The following is a 16,226-nucleotide window of genomic DNA, read 5'->3' as shown; positions in this document are numbered from 1 at the left end:
TAAACATCGGACTATTTCCGGTTTTCTAGCAGGCATATTTTCATGTTTATGTGCTTATCAACTCTGTCAGAAGAATAAGCCAAAAATTCATGTCGTTAGAAATTTAGCTTATCCGTAACTAGGGTTAAATATAGTTTGCTTTAGACAGCGTTTTTTAAACTGTATTCCTTTATCTTCCGAATACAACTTAATGAAGCCAATTCAATCCAAATTTTGATGTGGGGTAGGTTGAGGGGTAAAATTACAGATAAAAAATAAGCCCTTGTAAAAACAAGGGCTTATTTAGATATTTGGCGGAAGCGGTGAGATTCGAACTCACGGAGGACTCACACCCTCGTCGGTTTTCAAGACCGGTGCATTAAACCGCTCTGCCACGCTTCCAATGGCGGCTATAATATAAATAAAATTCTATCTTGGCAAATACTTTTCCATGTTTTTCTTGTCAACCGCTTAAAATAAAAACAAAATGCATTAATTTGCTGAATTTTCAGGCTTTTCATAACGAATTTTATTCACGTACCACAGTTTTTTACCTGATGGTGTCAGCACCTCAACTTCATCATTGATCTGCTTGCCTAGTAACGCTCGTGCCATAGGTGAATCAATGGAAATATGCTGTGGATGATGATCATAAATTTCATCTACCCCGACAATACGCAAGGTTTTTTTCTCACCCTCATCATTTTCAATATCCACCCAGGCACCAAAATATACTTTGCCTTCTTGCTCCGGGGAAAAATCAATGATGCGCAGCTCTTCCAGGCGTTTACCCAGATAACGGACACGGCGGTCAATCTTGCGTAAAATTTGCTTGTTGTATTGGTAATCAGCGTTTTCCGATCGATCGCCGAGACTGGCTGCCCAGTTCACTTTCCGGGTAATTTCCGGTCGTTCTTCGTGCCACAAGTGTTGTAATTCTGCGACTAATTTGTCATGTCCAGCACGTGTAATTAAGTTAGATTTCATGATGATTTTTGCAGTTATGTTTACATTTTACTTACAAGAATCGGCTATTCTATCCCGTATTTACACACAACTAAAGTTTATAAAATTAATTCTTCAATAAAATTAATTTGTTATGCTACATTTTTCCAAAAATTTTCGTACAAAATTTGACAAGTATATTTTTCAGCCTTATTATGCGCCCATGTTTTTAGTTTGCTTGCTTTTTAATCTATGTAGAAATTCTACATGATTCTCCTTTTAATCCTATGTCATTTTGAATGACGTCATGACTGCCCAACCCTTATTGAATTTATCAAACTTGTAAAAGTCTGAGGCCTGTTTGCCTTTGCTTTTAGGGCATAAATTACTTGTAGCGGAGACAACATGCACAGTAGTTCAACTTCTGGGGCGAGGCTTTGCCTTAAACCTTTAACTTCTTCTCTCTCGTTAAAAATTCTTGCATTTAGCACAGTGTTATTTCCGTTCCATAGTATCAATGCAAGTAAATCATTCCAGTACGATGCTGTGGTCAATGGCAAACAGCTCACCGTCGTTTCGGTAGAAAATCCTACGACTATTTTTAAAGATGGTTCGCACCAGCATGGTTTCGGTTATGACCTGGCGCGTAACTATGCCAACAGCTTAAATGTCAAACTGGTGTTTAAAACCGTACCTGATAACGCTACGGCACTGAAATGGGTTTCGCAAGGTAAAGCCAACTTTGCCATGACCACTGCCAATCTCAGTGAAATTGAACAAAAGCGCCTGACTTCTTTTTCAGCAACCTGTGGCGATATAAGCAGCCTGCAACAGAATGGTCTAAATACCAGCCTGAACTGGGTCTTTAAACATGCAAATGATCCACTTGCCCAAACTGCAAGTGGCTTTGTCTGTCAGGGCAAACAGTCTGGTGCAATTCGCCAGTTGGCATCGTTCTATAATCAGAATGTGGTACAAGAACATTCATGGGATAGTATCCAGCGTGATTTAAATCAGCGTATGCCGATTTATAAAGCCAGCTTTAAAAATACTGCAGCAAAATATGATTTAGACTGGCATTTGCTGGCAGCAATTGGTTATCAGGAATCGTATTTAAAACCGAATTCCGTTTCCCCGACCGGTGTTCGTGGTTTAATGATGCTGACCAATAGCACTGCCAAAGCCATGGGGGTCAGTAACCGAACCGATCCGGCACAAAGTATTGAAGGCGGTGCGAAATATTACGACCAGATGTTAAGTCGATTTTCAGATGTCCCTTTGCCTGACCGTAACTGGTATGCGCTGGTTGCTTATAATATGGGACCGGGGGCAGTCGGGCAGATTCAAAACCGCATTCAGGCTCAAGATAAAAATCCGAACAACTGGGTTAACTTGTATAGTTATTTAGAGCGTAACAAGGCCAGCAATGGTCGTTACCGTCAAGCGGTACAATATGTAACCCGTATCCGTGCCTATTTAGAACATATTAAAACTTCAGAGTTAGTGAATATTTAATATCTTCTAAATACAAAAAAGCTTACCCAAGGGTAAGCTTTTTTTATGCTTAAAATAACTTAAGCGATAGTTCTGAAGCAAAAAGCCCTTAAGCTGTTTGCTCAAGCACTTTTTTGAATAAATCTTTTTGCTCTTGGCTTGGCTTGGCTGTTTGTAAAGCCATCAATTGTGACATATCGCCTTGAACCTTAATTTTACCGGTCATGAAGGCTTGCATTGCAGCAGCCATATCAAATTCCAGGAACACTTTACGCAAAGTTTCACCATCCATGTTCAACGTGGTTTTCGCATTTGAAGAGAGACCTTTTTTGATTGCACCACCATCAAGAGACAATTCTGTATTGCCTTGAGCATCAGACACCACCAGGTTGATGGCTAAATTTGCCAGTGCAGGTGGCAAGTTTAAATCACCAGCTTGCGCAGTTAATGTTTCTACAGTTGAAAACCAATCATCAGTTAAAAAGGCAGGCATGATCTTTCCTCAATTTATTTGTGCATTTGTGTCGCCTATCCAGACAACATCTTTGTGAAGCTATTTTGCTTGAAGCTTGTTATAGCATGTAAAATTGTTTTCTGCTTAACGTTTTTTGTACGATGCGTTCAATTTTTAAGTTTTCAATACATTTATTAAATAAATCAGATATATAAAGTTATATAAATTAGACACCAATGCTAAAATTGGTGTCTAAAAATGCGCTTAGTCCGCAACAAAACCTAAATTAACCATATTGATCCGTTTGCTTTGCCCTTCTTCTTCAGTTGAACAGCTGCCCGTAAAATCAATTTCACGTTGTGCATCCAAAGCTTCAAAGTCAAACAGTTCACGGTCGGCCAGTTGTGAAGGCGATACATTCTGCATGGCACCAAAAATACTGTGTAAACGTTTTGGATACTGCTTATCCCATTCACGCAGCATGTCATTAATCATGGCACGCTGTAAATTTTCCTGTGAACCACACAAGTTACACGGAATAATCGGGAACTGGCGCATTTCTGCATATTTGATGATGTCTTTTTCTTCCACATAAGCCAGCGGACGAATCAGGATATTTTTCTTGTCAGATGACAACAGTTTCGGTGGCATGGCCTTTAAGCTGCCACCATGGAATAGGTTCAAGAAGAAAGTTGCCATAATGTCATCACGGTGATGACCCAAAGCGACTTTGGTCGCACCAATTTCCTGCGCAAAGCCATACAATGAACCACGACGTAGACGTGAACACACTGCACAGTAGGTTTTACCTTCAGGCGTCAGTTTTTTAGTAATACTATAAGTGTCTTTTTCCAGAATATAATAAGGAATTTTATTTTCCTCTAAATAACGTGGCAAGACATCTTCAGGGAAACCCGGCTGCTTTTGATCCAGGTTGACTGCAACTACATCAAAGTTGATCGGTGCAATGCGTTTAAATTGCAACAAAATATCCAGCAAGGTATAACTGTCTTTACCCCCAGAAATACAGACCATTACCTTGTCGCCATCTTCGATCATTTTAAAATCACGAATGGCATGACCGACTTGACGGCGAAGCTTTTTCAACAAACGGTAATATGCCGAACTAGTGGGCAGTTCTGGTTTGAAATTAAATCCTTGTTCGGACTCAACTGGCGAGTACATAGACGAGATTTACCCATAAATAAAAATACCGCGCAATTTTATCCGATTCAGTCTGAACACGCACCAAAAGAATGTAATTTCTGCAAATTGTTTATTACTACCCTTTTCATCTAAAACTCTCACGTTTATTTTGACCTGACGAGTTCAGTTTTTAGCCACAATGCTTACCATTTGTACTTTTCCACAGTTGTCCACAAAACCTGTGGATAACTTTGTGGATTTTAAAACACTTGACAAGGTGTCAGACCTGTTATTTAAGGCTTCTATTTAAATTGATCATTTTTTGATCAATTTAAATATTATTTAAAATCAACTGTTTATATGTGTCAAGTTATCCTGATTAAAAAAAATTAATATTTTTTTTGATTACTATCTCAACAAACGGTACTTGATTTTTACAAACTATTGGTAAAATTAATGGAGTAATACTTTCCATCTTGTTTTTTTTTGTTAAACTCCACTTGTACTGTTTGGAACACATGTTTTCTATTTATAAAAATGAAAAATAACTTTGTAAAAATTGGACTTTATTTTTTGGGGTGTGTAGCAGTTCAATCTGTTGCAACGACCAGTCATGCCGGCCAGACCATTTATCAATTAAAAGATTCGAATGGTACGACCTTGCTCACCAACAAGAAAAATCGTTACAACCATCTCAAAGTCGAGAAAAAAACGTATTATCCAGACAGCAATATTCATAGTTATAGTAACTGGGGTTCATCCGAAGCTTCGGTACTGCCGAGTTATAGCCGCAATAAAAATGCTTTCGATTCCATTATTAAACAGGCCGCGTCTCAACATGGCATATCTGAAGGTCTGATTAAAGCAGTCATGCATACTGAATCAGGCTTTAATGTCAATGCACGCTCACCTGTCGGTGCCAAGGGCCTGATGCAGCTTATGCCTGCGACGGCAAGACGTTTTAATGTTTCAAATGCCTTTGATCCCTATCAAAATATTATGGGTGGAGCAAAGTATTTATCCTGGTTAATGAAACGCTTTAACGGCAATACCTCACTGGTTCTGGCCAGTTACAATGCGGGTGAAGGCAATGTCGCCAAATACGGCGGCATTCCACCTTTCAGAGAAACCCAGGACTATGTCAGACGTGTGAGCAGCCGTTTCAGCAACTTATATGCCAATGGCTTGGGTCATAGTACGAACTCAACAAAATCTGCTTCCGATAGCGGCAAAATTGTTGCCCAATCCAACAATGATAAATCCGCTTCATCACATGCGGCCCGTCGTTATAGTTCACAGCGTCAAATTATCATGGCATCCGATGGCAGTTTCACCGATGCCCCCGGCTCGTATGCCACGGCACATGCGACAGCTTCCGCAAGAATTTCAATTGTTGACAATTAAATTGTTTTAGAAACTGCGCCATTATCGAGTTTTCTTAATTTTTCCTTGAATTTTTAAGACTTACACCTCATATTTAGAAAGATGATTTTTGATTTATAAATCAGATTATTTTTTTATTATAAGAGGATTTTCCCAATGATGCGGATTGGTTTGTTCTTGCTAACCAACCTCGCGGTACTGGTAGTAGCTGGCATTATCTTGTCACTCTTCGGTGTCGGTAGTTACCATGGCGCGGGTGGCTTAAATCTAGGCAACCTGATGGTCATCTGTTTTGTCTTTGGTATGGTTGGCTCTCTCATTTCGTTGTTTATGTCGAAATGGATGGCAAAAAAATCTACCGGGACAGAGTTGATCGACCCCAATGCTCCGCGTAACCAGGCTGAAGCATGGTTATTACAAGAAATTGCGCAATTATCGCAACGTGCCGGCATTAACATGCCAGAAGTGGGTATTTTCCCATCTTATCAGTCGAATGCTTTCGCTACAGGCTGGAATAAAAACGATGCATTGGTTGCCGTTTCAACAGGCTTGCTCGAACGCATGAATAAAGACGAACTTCGTGCGGTGCTTGCGCACGAAATTGGTCACGTTGCCAATGGTGATATGGTCACGCTTGCCCTGATTCAAGGTGTAGTCAACGCCTTTGTCATGTTCTTTGCACGTGTGGTCGGTGACTTTATTGACCGTAATGTATTTGGTCGCGAAGATGGTGAAGCACCAGGCCTGGCTTATTTTGCCATTACCATGGTACTGGATATCGTGTTTGGTATTTTGGCCTCAGCGATTGTCATGTGGTTCTCTCGTCACCGTGAATACCGTGCTGATGAAGCGGGTGCACGTTTAGCCGGTAAACAGGCGATGATTTCTGCGTTACTGCGTTTACAGGCAGAATCAGAATTGCCAGATCAAATGCCGAAAGAAATGAAAGCTTTCTCTATTGCAGAAGGCAAAGAACAGGGTTTCAGCTTGGCTGCCTTGTTCCAGACCCACCCTAGTATTGAACAACGTGTGGCTGCATTACAACAGTTGAATTGCCCATAATCTGTTTAGACTGAATCTGCTTAGATAGACGGGATATAAAAAGCCTCCACGATGGAGGCTTTTTTGTGACTAAATCCGCTAATAGACGGTCATTGAAATCAATTATGCACACCACTCATACACACGATATCAAGAGCAAAATCATCGATTGATTGATCTTGCATGACCTTAAATATTCAGTGATTGCCACCATTGCCATAACCAGCCAAGTCCCAGCCACATGGCCATAATTAATAAAATGATAAAAACAATGCCCAGTAAATCAGGAAGATGCAGCCAGATCCAGGCCACGACAGGGTTACGCCAAAATGCAGAAGACTGCTGCTTCTGTTCCAGACGTTCATGCAAAAAGGGATGGGTGACATGTGACTCACTACGAATCTGATATTCCTCACGAATATGATCATGCACAATGGCTAAAGCTTTGCGACTAGGACGAATAAAAACGTCAAAAATCGTTCCCGCTACAGGGATAAAACCAACCACAGCATCCATCATGGCCAATCTCAGTACTGGAGTCAGTTTACTTTGCGGTACGCCAATTTGCTTGGCCTTATAGATGGCATAACAGGTCAATGCAAAACCGGCAACATCGCCAGCCACAGGAATGGTACTTAAGGCAGCATCTGCCCCGACACCTTGTTTGGTGAATGGAATCCGTACAACCGAATCCATCATATTCGCGAACTTGGCTAAATCGCGTTCCAAACGTACGACTTCCTGTTGGCTCAATTTTTTTTGTTGTTGCTCTGACATTGCCACATTCCCAAAAAATAATGATCTAAATAATCGAGATTACATCATGTCTTTTCTACATGCTGTGTATAGATATGATTAATGTAGTGAAAGCCGGCTGAAATCAAGCTACCTCAGCCTAATTTGACTGAGACATTTACAAAGATATCTTAACTATTGAACAGTTTTATATAACAAGAAAATCCTTCAATATTCTCTTTTCGCTAAAGGAATATTGAAGGATAGAACTAATCAGATTATGTTTTCGGTTTGGTTTTCAACAGCGTACGAATCAGCACATACATAAAGGGAATAAAAATCAGCACCAAAACGGTGGCAAAAATCACCCCACCTAACACGCTGACCCCGATTTCCTGACGGCTGGCAGCACCCGCACCAAAGGCAAATACCAGCGGAATTACCCCTGCACCAAAGGCCAACGACGTCATGAGAATCGGGCGTAAACGCAGACTAGCACCTTCCAGCGCAGCTTCAACAACACTGCTGCCTTGCTGCTCGGCAAGTGCGGCAAATTCGACAATTAAAATGGCATTTTTACAGGACAGGCCAATGGTGGTGAGTAAGGCAATCTGGAAATAAATGTCATTTGGAAAACCGGCAAAATAACTGAACAGGATATTGCCGCCAATCCCCAAAGGAATGGCAGTTAATACTGCCGTAGGGATAGACCAGCTTTCGTACAGTGCAGCCAGACACAGAAAAATAAAGCCAATCGACAATATATACAGCAATATAGCCTGATTACTCGAGCGTTTTTCTTCATAGGACAAACCGCTCCACGCCACATCGATACCCGGGTGCTGGGCCACCAGTTGTTCAACATCCCCCATTGCCACACCCGAGCTAACATCCTTGGCGGTATCTGCTTCCATTTGCAGGGCGGTATAGCCCATATAACGGTTCACTACATCTGGCCCACCACTCCAGCTGACCGTAGCAAAATTGCTAAAGGACACCATCTGGTTCAAGTCATTGCGCACATACCAGTATTGCAGGTCTTCAGGTTTAGAACGGAATTCGGCATCGCCCTGCATCATCACCCGTTTAATCCGGCCGCGATCAATAAAATCATTGATATAGCTGCCGCCCCATGCACTCGACAAGGTACTGTTAATGGCGGTTTGTGACAGTCCATTGGCCATCGCCAGTTTCTGGTCAATATTGACCTTCAAACCGGCTTTATCAGGATTTGAACGCTTATCCAGATTTTCAAAACTGCTGTATTGTTTTGCCTGCTGCTGCAATTGCTTAAACTGGCTATCCAGATAGGCACGACCTTGACCATTGATATCACGAATCCAGAAATCCAACCCGTCAGTCTGGCCTAAACCACTGACCGAAGCCGGCATCGTCACATTAATCTGTGCATTCGGATTCTTTTTAAAATGCTTTAAGGCACGTTCCCGAATGGCTTGGGCTGAATTTTCTTTGCCAGAACGCTCATCCCAGGGCTTTAAGGCAATAAAACCCTGACCTAAGTTTTGTCCCGTTCCCGCCATATTACGACCATAACGTACCATCACCAGATTTACGTTGTCTTTTTCATTTTGCAGAAAATATTGTCTAATCTGCTCACCAATTTCGGAACTTTTCGACATCGGTGCACCATCTGCCAGCTTAAACTGCACATTGAGAATGCCCTGATCTTCACTGGGAATAAAACTGGTTGGCAAGGCGCGATAAAACAAGGCAAAAACACTGATCAGTGCAGCAAGCAGCAGCAAACAAATGGCTTTATATCGCAGGGTTAAGGTAGATAATTGAAGATAGCGCTGTTTTAAGCCATCCAGCTTTTGGTTAAACCAGAGCGCCCACTGGGTAGGCTGTGGATTGGGCTTTAAAATCAGGGCACATAAAGCTGGAGTTAAAATCAGGGCAACAGCCAGCGATAAAGCCATAGCTGCAACCAAGGTAATGGAAAACTGGCGGTAAATCACCCCGGTTGAACCACCAAAAAAGGCCATCGGAATAAACACCGCTGTCAGTACCAGCGTGATCCCCACCAATGCCCCACTAATTTCCTGCATGGATTCAAGTGATGCCTGCCGAGCCGCCAGGTTTTTCTCATGCATCAGCCGCTCAATATTTTCTACCACCACAATGGCATCATCCACCAGCAGCCCAATCGCCAGGACCAGAGCAAAAAGGGTGAGTGTATTGATACTCAAGCCAAGCACATACAATATCGCCATCGTGCCCAGCAGAACAACCGGTACGGTAATTGCCGGAATCAGCGTAGCGCGCCAGTTTTGCAGGAACAGGAACATCACCACAATCACCAGCAACACCGCTTCCACCAGGGTTTTCACCACTTCTTTAATGGATTCTTTGACAAATGGCGTATTATCACGCGGATAAACCAGCTTATAGCCTTCAGGAAGCTGCTTCGAAATCTGGTCTACCTCAGCCTGAATCAGTGCTGAAGTCGCCAGGGCATTGGCACCGGAAGCCAGCGAAATACCCATCCCGGCAGAAGGAAAGCCGTTGATGGTATTCATGGATTGATAATTTTCTGCCCCCAGTTCAATTCGGGCGACATCTTTTAAATAGATAAAACTGCCATCACGCGCAGATTTGACAATGATATTTTCAAATTCCGGCACCGTTTTTAAACGTGAACCAGAAGTGACTTTGGTATTTAAATACTGGTCTACTACTGTCGGTAAATCACCCACCGCCCCTGCTGCAACCTGGGTATTTTGCGCTTCAACAGCGGCACGGATATCACTCGGCATTAAATTGTATTGTTTTAATTTTAAGGGGTTTAGCCAGATGCGCATGGCATATTGCGAACCAAAGACATCAACCTCCCCCACACCATCTATACGTGCCAGATCTTCTTCCAGATGGGTCTGCATGTAGTCGGATAAGGCAATGCTGTCACTTTTTCCCGAAGCATCATATAGGCCAATGACCATGTGCGTGTCACCCAGTGACTTGAATACATTCACTCCCTGACGTTGCACTTCATCCGGTAAACGGTTCAGCACGCCATTAATTGCATTTTGTACCTGGACTTGTGCAGTATCGGGATCAGTGCCATTTTCAAAACTGATGTTAATGCGACTGCGCCCGGATGAATCACTGCTGGAACTAAAATACAGCAGATGATCAATGCCTTTTATTTGCTGTTCCAGCACCTGGGTGACACTTTCTTCCACCGTTTCTGCTGAAGCACCATTGTAGCTGGCACTGACGCTAATCCGTGGCGGGGCGATGTCAGGAAAGCGCTCTACCGGTAAATTCAGCGTTGCAAAAACCCCAAAAGCCATCAGGATAATGGCTAAAACACCTGCAAAAATCGGTCGATGAATAAAAAACCTAGACAGCATATATCCTGGTCACTTAAGTGCTAAGGGATAAAAAATTCAACTCGATCATTGAATAACTAAAATGATTGATCTGATCTTGATCATCAATGACAAAACTATAAAAGCCAATCATATTTAACAGAAAAATAAGACTTTGCCTTAAATAAGGAGAAAATGTGAAGGAATTTTCTTTATTAAATTACCACGGCTTTTAAAGCAAGCTTAGGACATATTTTTTACTATTGCATTTCAATATTTTAATTAAGTTAATGTAATTAATTTTTGCTTAAGCAAAATCGAATAGGATGGTGCAAATTATTGAATATTTAAGTGCAATGAACTCCTATTCCCCCTTTAAAGGTAAAACCGGTGTTAAGCGTGTATTGAATGCAACCCAGTATTCTCTTGCTGGTTTTAAATCTGCATTTATCCATGAAGCCGCTTTTCGTCAAATCGTCCTGATCAATGTCGTACTCATTCCGAGCAGTTTTTTTCTTGATGTGACCGCGGTTGAACAGGCGCTCATGGTTGCTGTCTGCTTACTGGCTTTGATTGTGGAATTATTGAATTCAGCAATTGAAGCCGTGGTCGATCGTATTTCTTTGGACAAACATCCCCTTTCAAAAAATGCCAAAGACATGGGCAGTGCTGCACAGTTTGTAGCCCTCGGCATCATCTTCTTTGTCTGGCTGATTATTTTAATCAAGTAATCATTTTAAGGCTTTCATCTTTATCAATTTTCAAAAAGCACCTTTAATCAGGTGCTTTTTTTATATCTCAATCTAAACTTTCTTTAAGACATAAAAAAACCCGGCTTGCGCCGGGTTTTTTAATCAGTTCAATGCTTAGTGAGCAGAGAATTGGTTCATAGTGTTTTTAGAGTCATCACCAGCTTTAAGGGCATTGTCACCAGCGAAGATTTCTTTGTGGTCGTCACCGATATCAGAACCCGCCATTGCTTGGTGTTTCACACAAGCGATGGTACCGCGGATTTCTTTACGTTGTACGCCAGCAACATAAGCCAACATACCTTCAGAACCGAAGTAACCTTGAGCAAGCTCGTGAGTAGAAAGAGCAGCTGTGTGGTAAGTCGGAAGTGTGATCAAGTGGTGGAACACACCTGCTTCACGAGAAGCATCTGCCTGGAATGTACGAACTTTTTCGTCAGCTTCAGCAGCTAATTCAGTAGCATCGTACTCAGCGCTCATTAATTTAGCACGGTCGTAAGCAGAAACGTCTTTACCTTCAGCAACCCAACGGTCGTAAGCTTGTTGACGGAAGTTTAAAGTCCAGTTGAACGATGGTGAGTTGTTATAAACAAGTTTCGCATTTGGAACAACTTCTTTAACACGGTTCACCATGTGAGCGATTTCGTCAACGTTTGGAGTTGCAGTTTCGATCCAAAGCAGGTCAGCACCGTTTTGTAGGCTAGTTACACAGTCAAGTACAACGCGGTCGATTTGAGTGCCTTCGCGGAACTGGTACAAACCAGATGCTAAACGTTTAGGACGGTGAAGTTTACCATCACGTTTGATCAGAATTTCGTCTTCTTGCGCTTCTGAAATGTCAATTTCAGTTGTGTCTAAGTAGCTGATGTATTGAGAAGCGATGTCGCCTGGCTCTTTAACCACTGGGATTTTTTGAGTCAAGTCAGCGCCTTCAGAGTCAGTACGTGCAACGATGATACCGTCATCAAGACCCATTTCTAAGAATGCATAGCGAAGTGCGTGGATTTTCGCGATGAAGTCTTCGTGTGGAACTGTTACTTTACCAGCTTGGTGACCACATTGTTTAGCATCAGAAACCTGGTTTTCGATTTGTAGTGCACAAGCACCCGCTTCGATCATTTTCTTAGCAAGTAAGTAAGTCGCTTCTTCGTTACCGAAACCAGCATCGATGTCCGCAATAATTGGCACAACGTGAGTTTGGAAACCGTCGATTTGAGCAGTGATTTCAGCAGCTTTAGCAGTGTCACCAGCGTCTTGTGCTTTTTTAAGTGCACGGAACAAATCGTTTAATTCTTTTGCGTCAGCTTGACGTAAGAATGTATAGATTTCTTCGATCAATGCAGGAACAGAAGTTTTTTCGTGCATAGATTGGTCAGGAAGTGGACCGAATTCTGAACGAAGAGCAGCAACCATCCAGCCAGAAAGGTAGATATAACGACGTTCAGTCGTACCGAAGTATTTTTTGTTCGCAATCATTTTTTGTTGTGCGATGAAACCGTGCCAGCAACCTAATGATTGAGTATATTTGCTAGAGTCAGCATCATAAGCAGCCATATCACGACGCATAATCGCAGCTGTATATTTAGCAATGTCTAAACCAGTTTTGAAACGGTTTTGCATTTGCATACGTGCAGCGTCTTCAGCACTGATGTCTGCCCAAGTGTTGCCGAATTTCGCTTTTAATTCGCGGATTGCATCAATCGCTGTTTGGTATGTAGTCATGATATTTTCCTGTAATAATATTAGGATTTCATCAAGCGAAGGCTAAAATCACACTCATATTATTTGTTCAGATTTAGAGCGCTTCGTTAAGATGAACACAGATTAGATTGAGTTAAAAAATTAATCCAATATTCTCGATTAATTCCCAGTATTTATTTAAAAAATATGTAGATCAAAGTCTTATTATATTTATGTTTCAAAATTTTAAATTATTGTTTTAATTAATTTTATTTTAATTACTCAAAATCATTTTTTGCTTACAAAGTGTTCGAAATGTCGTTTTTTTCTTCATTAGACTTAAGTCGTGCTTTGAAAGAAAAAAGCTTGACCAGCTACTTTTTTAGTCATTTATGTAAATTTTTAATCAAAATCATCAAAATATGACTGTATTTTATTTCTTCTATTTTCTTTTTATAGCTCACTCAATAAAGGCCTTTATTTGCTATTAAAATCCCCGATTTTTTCTCTCTGATTCATTTAACTTTACTTCAACAAGCGTGGCATTTACCCTCGTTAATTCATTCATTAATTCATTTTATCTATATAAAATTCCACGATTATCCCGTCTCTTTTTTCATCAATATTCCTACACAAGCCTTGTCGCTTATGGCATAATCGAAATAATTTCATGAGCTTATTTTCGGTATTTCTTGTATGAATCTGGAGCGGGTCGATCTCAATCTATTAATATATCTTGATGTACTGCTTCGCGAAAAAAATGTCACGCGTGCTGCAGAACAATTGGGTGTAACCCAACCTGCCATGAGTAACATTTTGCGTCGTTTACGCAATTTATTTAATGATCCGCTGTTAATTCGTTCTTCTGAAGGAATGACCCCCACAGAACGTGCTTTGGAATTACAGCCGCGTATCCGTGATGCCTTATCCGATCTTTCAATGATTCTGGAACCGCGTACCGAGTTCCGTCCTTATACATCGAATCGTGTTTTCCGCATTATGACCTCGGACTATGCGGAAGCGACTTTAGTACCACGTTTGGTTAAAGCCTTACGCTCTGAAGCACCCAATGTGGTACTGGACTTTTTAACCCCCAGTGACGTGTCTTACCGTGACATGGAACAAGGCAAAGTCGATCTGGCGATTAACCGTTTCAATGAAATTCCGCAAAGTTTCCACCAGGTCCTGGTCTGGCGAGACAGTTTTTCCTGTTTGCTCAATAGCAAGCATCCTGCTGCAGGAAATTTAAACCTTAAAAGTTATTTAGATGCACAGCATATCTGGGTCTCTAAAACAGGGATGGGTGTTGGCTTTGGCGTGAACCCGGAAAAACAGGCGGGTTTGGGCTGGATTGATCAGGCTTTGGAACGTATTGGTCAAAAGCGTAAAATTTCGGTCTTTACCCGTCACTATCAAATGCCCGGGTTATTGGCTGCCAATGTTGACCTCGTTGCGACTTTGCCAACACGCATTGCACGTTTACAGGCTAAAAACCAGAACCTGCTGATGAAAGACCCACCCTTCTACATTCCCGAGTTTGAATTGAAGATGGCATGGTGTCCGTTATTGCATCATCACCCGGCACATCGCTGGTTGCGCCAGCTCATTCTGTATGTTGCACGCCAAATGATCGAAGAAGAAAATCGTGAATTTTTAATGAATAATTCGCAATTTTCACATTATTAAGCGCAATTTTTCTTAAATTCTTCTTTTTTAAGCTTATACTGTATTTAGTCGGGTAGTCATTTCATTACTACCTGACCTTCTTTTATGTTAAAAATATTCATAATAATGATGATCCACAGGTGGATTTGTGAGCCTCTTTCAAAATATCGTCATCATCATCATCCTCATTGCAGGTGCGGGATTCTTATCGCTCACCGAAATTGCCCTGGCGGGTGCACGTAAAGTTAAACTAAAAATACTGGCTGAATCAGGGGATGAACGTGCTCAGCAAGTGTTGGATTTACAGGAAAATTCAGCAGACTTTTTTGCAGCTTCACAAATCGGTTTAAATGCTGTTGCTATTCTTGGCGGTATTTTAGGTGAAGGTGCTTTCCGTCCTTATTTTCTCGAGCTAGTTTCACGTTTCTATACGGGTGCGTGGGCTGAAACAATCGGTTTTGCCTTGTCTTTTACTTTAGTCACGTCATTATTCATTCTGTTTGCAGACTTGATGCCAAAACGTCTGGCCATGATTGCACCGGAAAAAATTGCTGTGTCTGTGATCAACCCGATTCAAATTTTTATTAGCGTATGTCGTCCACTGGCCTGGTTCATCAATGCCATTGCCAATCTGTTATTTCGCCTGTTCAAGGTCAATACCACCCGTGAAGACAACATCACCTTTGATGATATTTCTGCTGTCATGGATGCAGGTGCGCAGGCAGGTGTATTACAGAAACAGGAACATCACTTTATTGAAAACGTGTTTGAGCTTGAAGAACGTAATGTTCCTTCGAGTATGACAACTCGTGAAAATGTCATCTATTTCACTTTGAAAGAATCTGAAGCCAGTATCCGGCAAAAACTGGCTGAATATCCTTATTCCAAGTTTCTGGTGTGTAGTGAAAATATTGATGATGTGATTGGTTATGTTGATGCTAAAGATATTCTAGTGCGTATTCTGAATAACCAGTCTTTACTGCAGTTAAATGAAAGTACCATTCGTAATGTATTGACCATTCCAGATACTTTGACTTTATCTGAATTACTGGACCGTTTCCGTTCCACCAAAGAAAAGTTTGCAGTCGTGATTAACGAATATGCTCTGGTGGTTGGCGTAATTACCTTGTCCGACATTATGATTACTGTCATGGGCGATTGGGTCACGCCAATTGAAGCGGATCAGCAAATTATCAAGCGCGATAACAATTCCTGGCTGATTGATGGCAGCACGCCTATTGAGGATCTGAAACATGCGCTGGAAATTGATGAAATGCCAGATGAAGAAAATTATGAAACGCTTGCTGGTTTCATGATGTACCGTCTACGCAAAATTCCACGCCCTGCCGATACCGTGATCTATGGTAACTATAAATTTGAAGTAGTGGATGTTGACCATTTTAAAATTGACCAGCTCCTAGTCACACGACTTCTAAAGGAAGTAGAAAATAATCATCCTGAAGAATCAGAATAATCTGATTCTTCTTTTTTAAACTTATACTAACCCGAATTACGGATAAGAAAACCGCTTGAAAAAAAGATGGTTAGAGCCATTTAGAAAGTTACTACACAAACCAAAGACTCTAACCACCATGTTTGATTTTACAGAAATCTTCTGTGTTA

12 protein-coding genes, 1 tRNA gene and 1 pseudogene are annotated in these 16,226 nt (G+C 41.4%); 7 read left to right on the top strand and 7 right to left on the bottom strand.

What is annotated here, in order from left to right; translation table 11 throughout:
- Positions 1 to 118, top strand: a pseudogene (locus FTT87_RS14345) (IS982 family transposase); the annotation flags it as partial.
- Between the two features lie 173 nt (positions 119 to 291).
- On the opposite strand, the gene FTT87_RS14340 reads toward FTT87_RS14345, so the two are convergent.
- A tRNA-Ser gene (locus FTT87_RS14340) sits at positions 292 to 381 on the bottom strand.
- Between the two features lie 90 nt (positions 382 to 471).
- Entirely contained in the window at positions 472 to 966 is a 495-nt protein-coding gene (gene greB, locus FTT87_RS14335) for a transcription elongation factor GreB (RefSeq protein WP_180175031.1), read from the bottom strand.
- Between the two features lie 363 nt (positions 967 to 1,329).
- Between greB and FTT87_RS14330 the strand changes: the two genes are divergently transcribed.
- Positions 1,330 to 2,439: a transglycosylase SLT domain-containing protein gene (locus FTT87_RS14330; RefSeq protein ID WP_180082348.1), complete on the top strand. Its 1,110-nt coding sequence runs from the start codon at positions 1,330 to 1,332 to the stop codon at positions 2,437 to 2,439.
- Between the two features lie 88 nt (positions 2,440 to 2,527).
- Here the strand turns inward: FTT87_RS14330 and FTT87_RS14325 are convergent, their stop codons facing one another.
- Both FTT87_RS14325 and ttcA read right to left on the bottom strand, forming a co-directional pair.
- On the bottom strand, positions 2,528 to 2,911 hold the full coding sequence (locus FTT87_RS14325; protein WP_086176171.1) for an SCP2 sterol-binding domain-containing protein: 384 nt from the start codon (positions 2,909 to 2,911) through the stop codon (positions 2,528 to 2,530).
- A gap of 225 nt (positions 2,912 to 3,136) precedes the next feature.
- Entirely contained in the window at positions 3,137 to 4,057 is a 921-nt protein-coding gene (gene ttcA, locus FTT87_RS14320) for a tRNA 2-thiocytidine(32) synthetase TtcA (RefSeq protein ID WP_086196257.1), read from the bottom strand.
- A gap of 498 nt (positions 4,058 to 4,555) precedes the next feature.
- On the opposite strand from ttcA, the gene FTT87_RS14315 reads away from it, so the two are divergent.
- Complete coding sequence (locus tag FTT87_RS14315; RefSeq protein ID WP_180082350.1) at positions 4,556 to 5,422, top strand: lytic transglycosylase domain-containing protein; 867 nt, start codon at positions 4,556 to 4,558, stop codon at positions 5,420 to 5,422.
- A gap of 135 nt (positions 5,423 to 5,557) precedes the next feature.
- Positions 5,558 to 6,463, top strand: a complete 906-nt coding sequence (htpX, locus tag FTT87_RS14310) for a protease HtpX (protein ID WP_166167439.1) — start codon at positions 5,558 to 5,560, stop codon at positions 6,461 to 6,463.
- A 168-nt stretch (positions 6,464 to 6,631) separates the two neighbouring features.
- Here htpX and FTT87_RS14305 read toward each other — a convergent pair whose 3' ends face one another.
- Together FTT87_RS14305 and FTT87_RS14300 are read right to left on the bottom strand one after the other, a co-directional pair.
- Positions 6,632 to 7,219 (bottom strand): DUF4112 domain-containing protein, encoded by a 588-nt coding sequence (locus tag FTT87_RS14305; RefSeq protein ID WP_180082352.1) that lies wholly within the window; start codon positions 7,217 to 7,219, stop codon positions 6,632 to 6,634.
- Positions 7,220 to 7,455: 236 nt separating this feature from the next.
- A complete protein-coding gene (locus tag FTT87_RS14300; protein WP_180175030.1) occupies positions 7,456 to 10,551 on the bottom strand; it encodes a multidrug efflux RND transporter permease subunit in 3,096 nt (1,031 codons plus the stop codon).
- Between the two features lie 314 nt (positions 10,552 to 10,865).
- Here FTT87_RS14300 and FTT87_RS14295 point away from each other — a divergent pair, with 314 nt between their 5' ends.
- Complete coding sequence (locus tag FTT87_RS14295) at positions 10,866 to 11,240, top strand: diacylglycerol kinase (RefSeq protein ID WP_086196285.1); 375 nt, start codon at positions 10,866 to 10,868, stop codon at positions 11,238 to 11,240.
- Positions 11,241 to 11,375: 135 nt separating this feature from the next.
- Here FTT87_RS14295 and FTT87_RS14290 read toward each other — a convergent pair whose 3' ends face one another.
- Positions 11,376 to 12,980, bottom strand: coding sequence for an isocitrate lyase (locus FTT87_RS14290; protein WP_086196262.1), 1,605 nt, complete (start codon positions 12,978 to 12,980; stop codon positions 11,376 to 11,378).
- 654 nt (positions 12,981 to 13,634) lie between these two features.
- Between FTT87_RS14290 and FTT87_RS14285 the strand changes: the two genes are divergently transcribed.
- On the top strand, positions 13,635 to 14,624 hold the full coding sequence (locus FTT87_RS14285) for a LysR family transcriptional regulator (RefSeq protein WP_086196263.1): 990 nt from the start codon (positions 13,635 to 13,637) through the stop codon (positions 14,622 to 14,624).
- 127 nt (positions 14,625 to 14,751) lie between these two features.
- Positions 14,752 to 16,077, top strand: a complete 1,326-nt coding sequence (locus FTT87_RS14280) for a hemolysin family protein (RefSeq protein WP_180082356.1) — start codon at positions 14,752 to 14,754, stop codon at positions 16,075 to 16,077.
- Positions 16,078 to 16,226: the final 149 nt, after the last annotated feature.

Origin of the sequence: Acinetobacter sp. YH01022 (genome assembly GCF_013420235.1) — a bacterium.
Classification (GTDB): domain Bacteria; phylum Pseudomonadota; class Gammaproteobacteria; order Pseudomonadales; family Moraxellaceae; genus Acinetobacter.
This window is presented reverse-complemented; position numbering and strand designations above follow the sequence as displayed.

Excerpts from the sequence above, each read along its gene's own strand:
- greB (WP_180175031.1), bottom strand. The coding sequence starts at position 966 with ATGAAATCTAACTTAATTACACGTGCTGGACATGACAAATTAGTCGCA.
- htpX (WP_166167439.1), top strand. The coding sequence starts at position 5,558 with ATGATGCGGATTGGTTTGTTCTTGCTAACCAACCTCGCGGTACTGGTA.
- FTT87_RS14300 (WP_180175030.1), bottom strand. The coding sequence starts at position 10,551 with ATGCTGTCTAGGTTTTTTATTCATCGACCGATTTTTGCAGGTGTTTTA.
- FTT87_RS14305 (WP_180082352.1), bottom strand. The coding sequence starts at position 7,219 with ATGTCAGAGCAACAACAAAAAAAATTGAGCCAACAGGAAGTCGTACGT.
- FTT87_RS14330 (WP_180082348.1), top strand. The coding sequence starts at position 1,330 with ATGCACAGTAGTTCAACTTCTGGGGCGAGGCTTTGCCTTAAACCTTTA.
- FTT87_RS14290 (WP_086196262.1), bottom strand. The coding sequence starts at position 12,980 with ATGACTACATACCAAACAGCGATTGATGCAATCCGCGAATTAAAAGCG.
- FTT87_RS14315 (WP_180082350.1), top strand. The coding sequence starts at position 4,556 with ATGAAAAATAACTTTGTAAAAATTGGACTTTATTTTTTGGGGTGTGTA.
- FTT87_RS14325 (WP_086176171.1), bottom strand. The coding sequence starts at position 2,911 with ATGCCTGCCTTTTTAACTGATGATTGGTTTTCAACTGTAGAAACATTA.
- FTT87_RS14285 (WP_086196263.1), top strand. The coding sequence starts at position 13,635 with ATGAATCTGGAGCGGGTCGATCTCAATCTATTAATATATCTTGATGTA.
- ttcA (WP_086196257.1), bottom strand. The coding sequence starts at position 4,057 with ATGTACTCGCCAGTTGAGTCCGAACAAGGATTTAATTTCAAACCAGAA.
- FTT87_RS14295 (WP_086196285.1), top strand. The coding sequence starts at position 10,866 with ATGAACTCCTATTCCCCCTTTAAAGGTAAAACCGGTGTTAAGCGTGTA.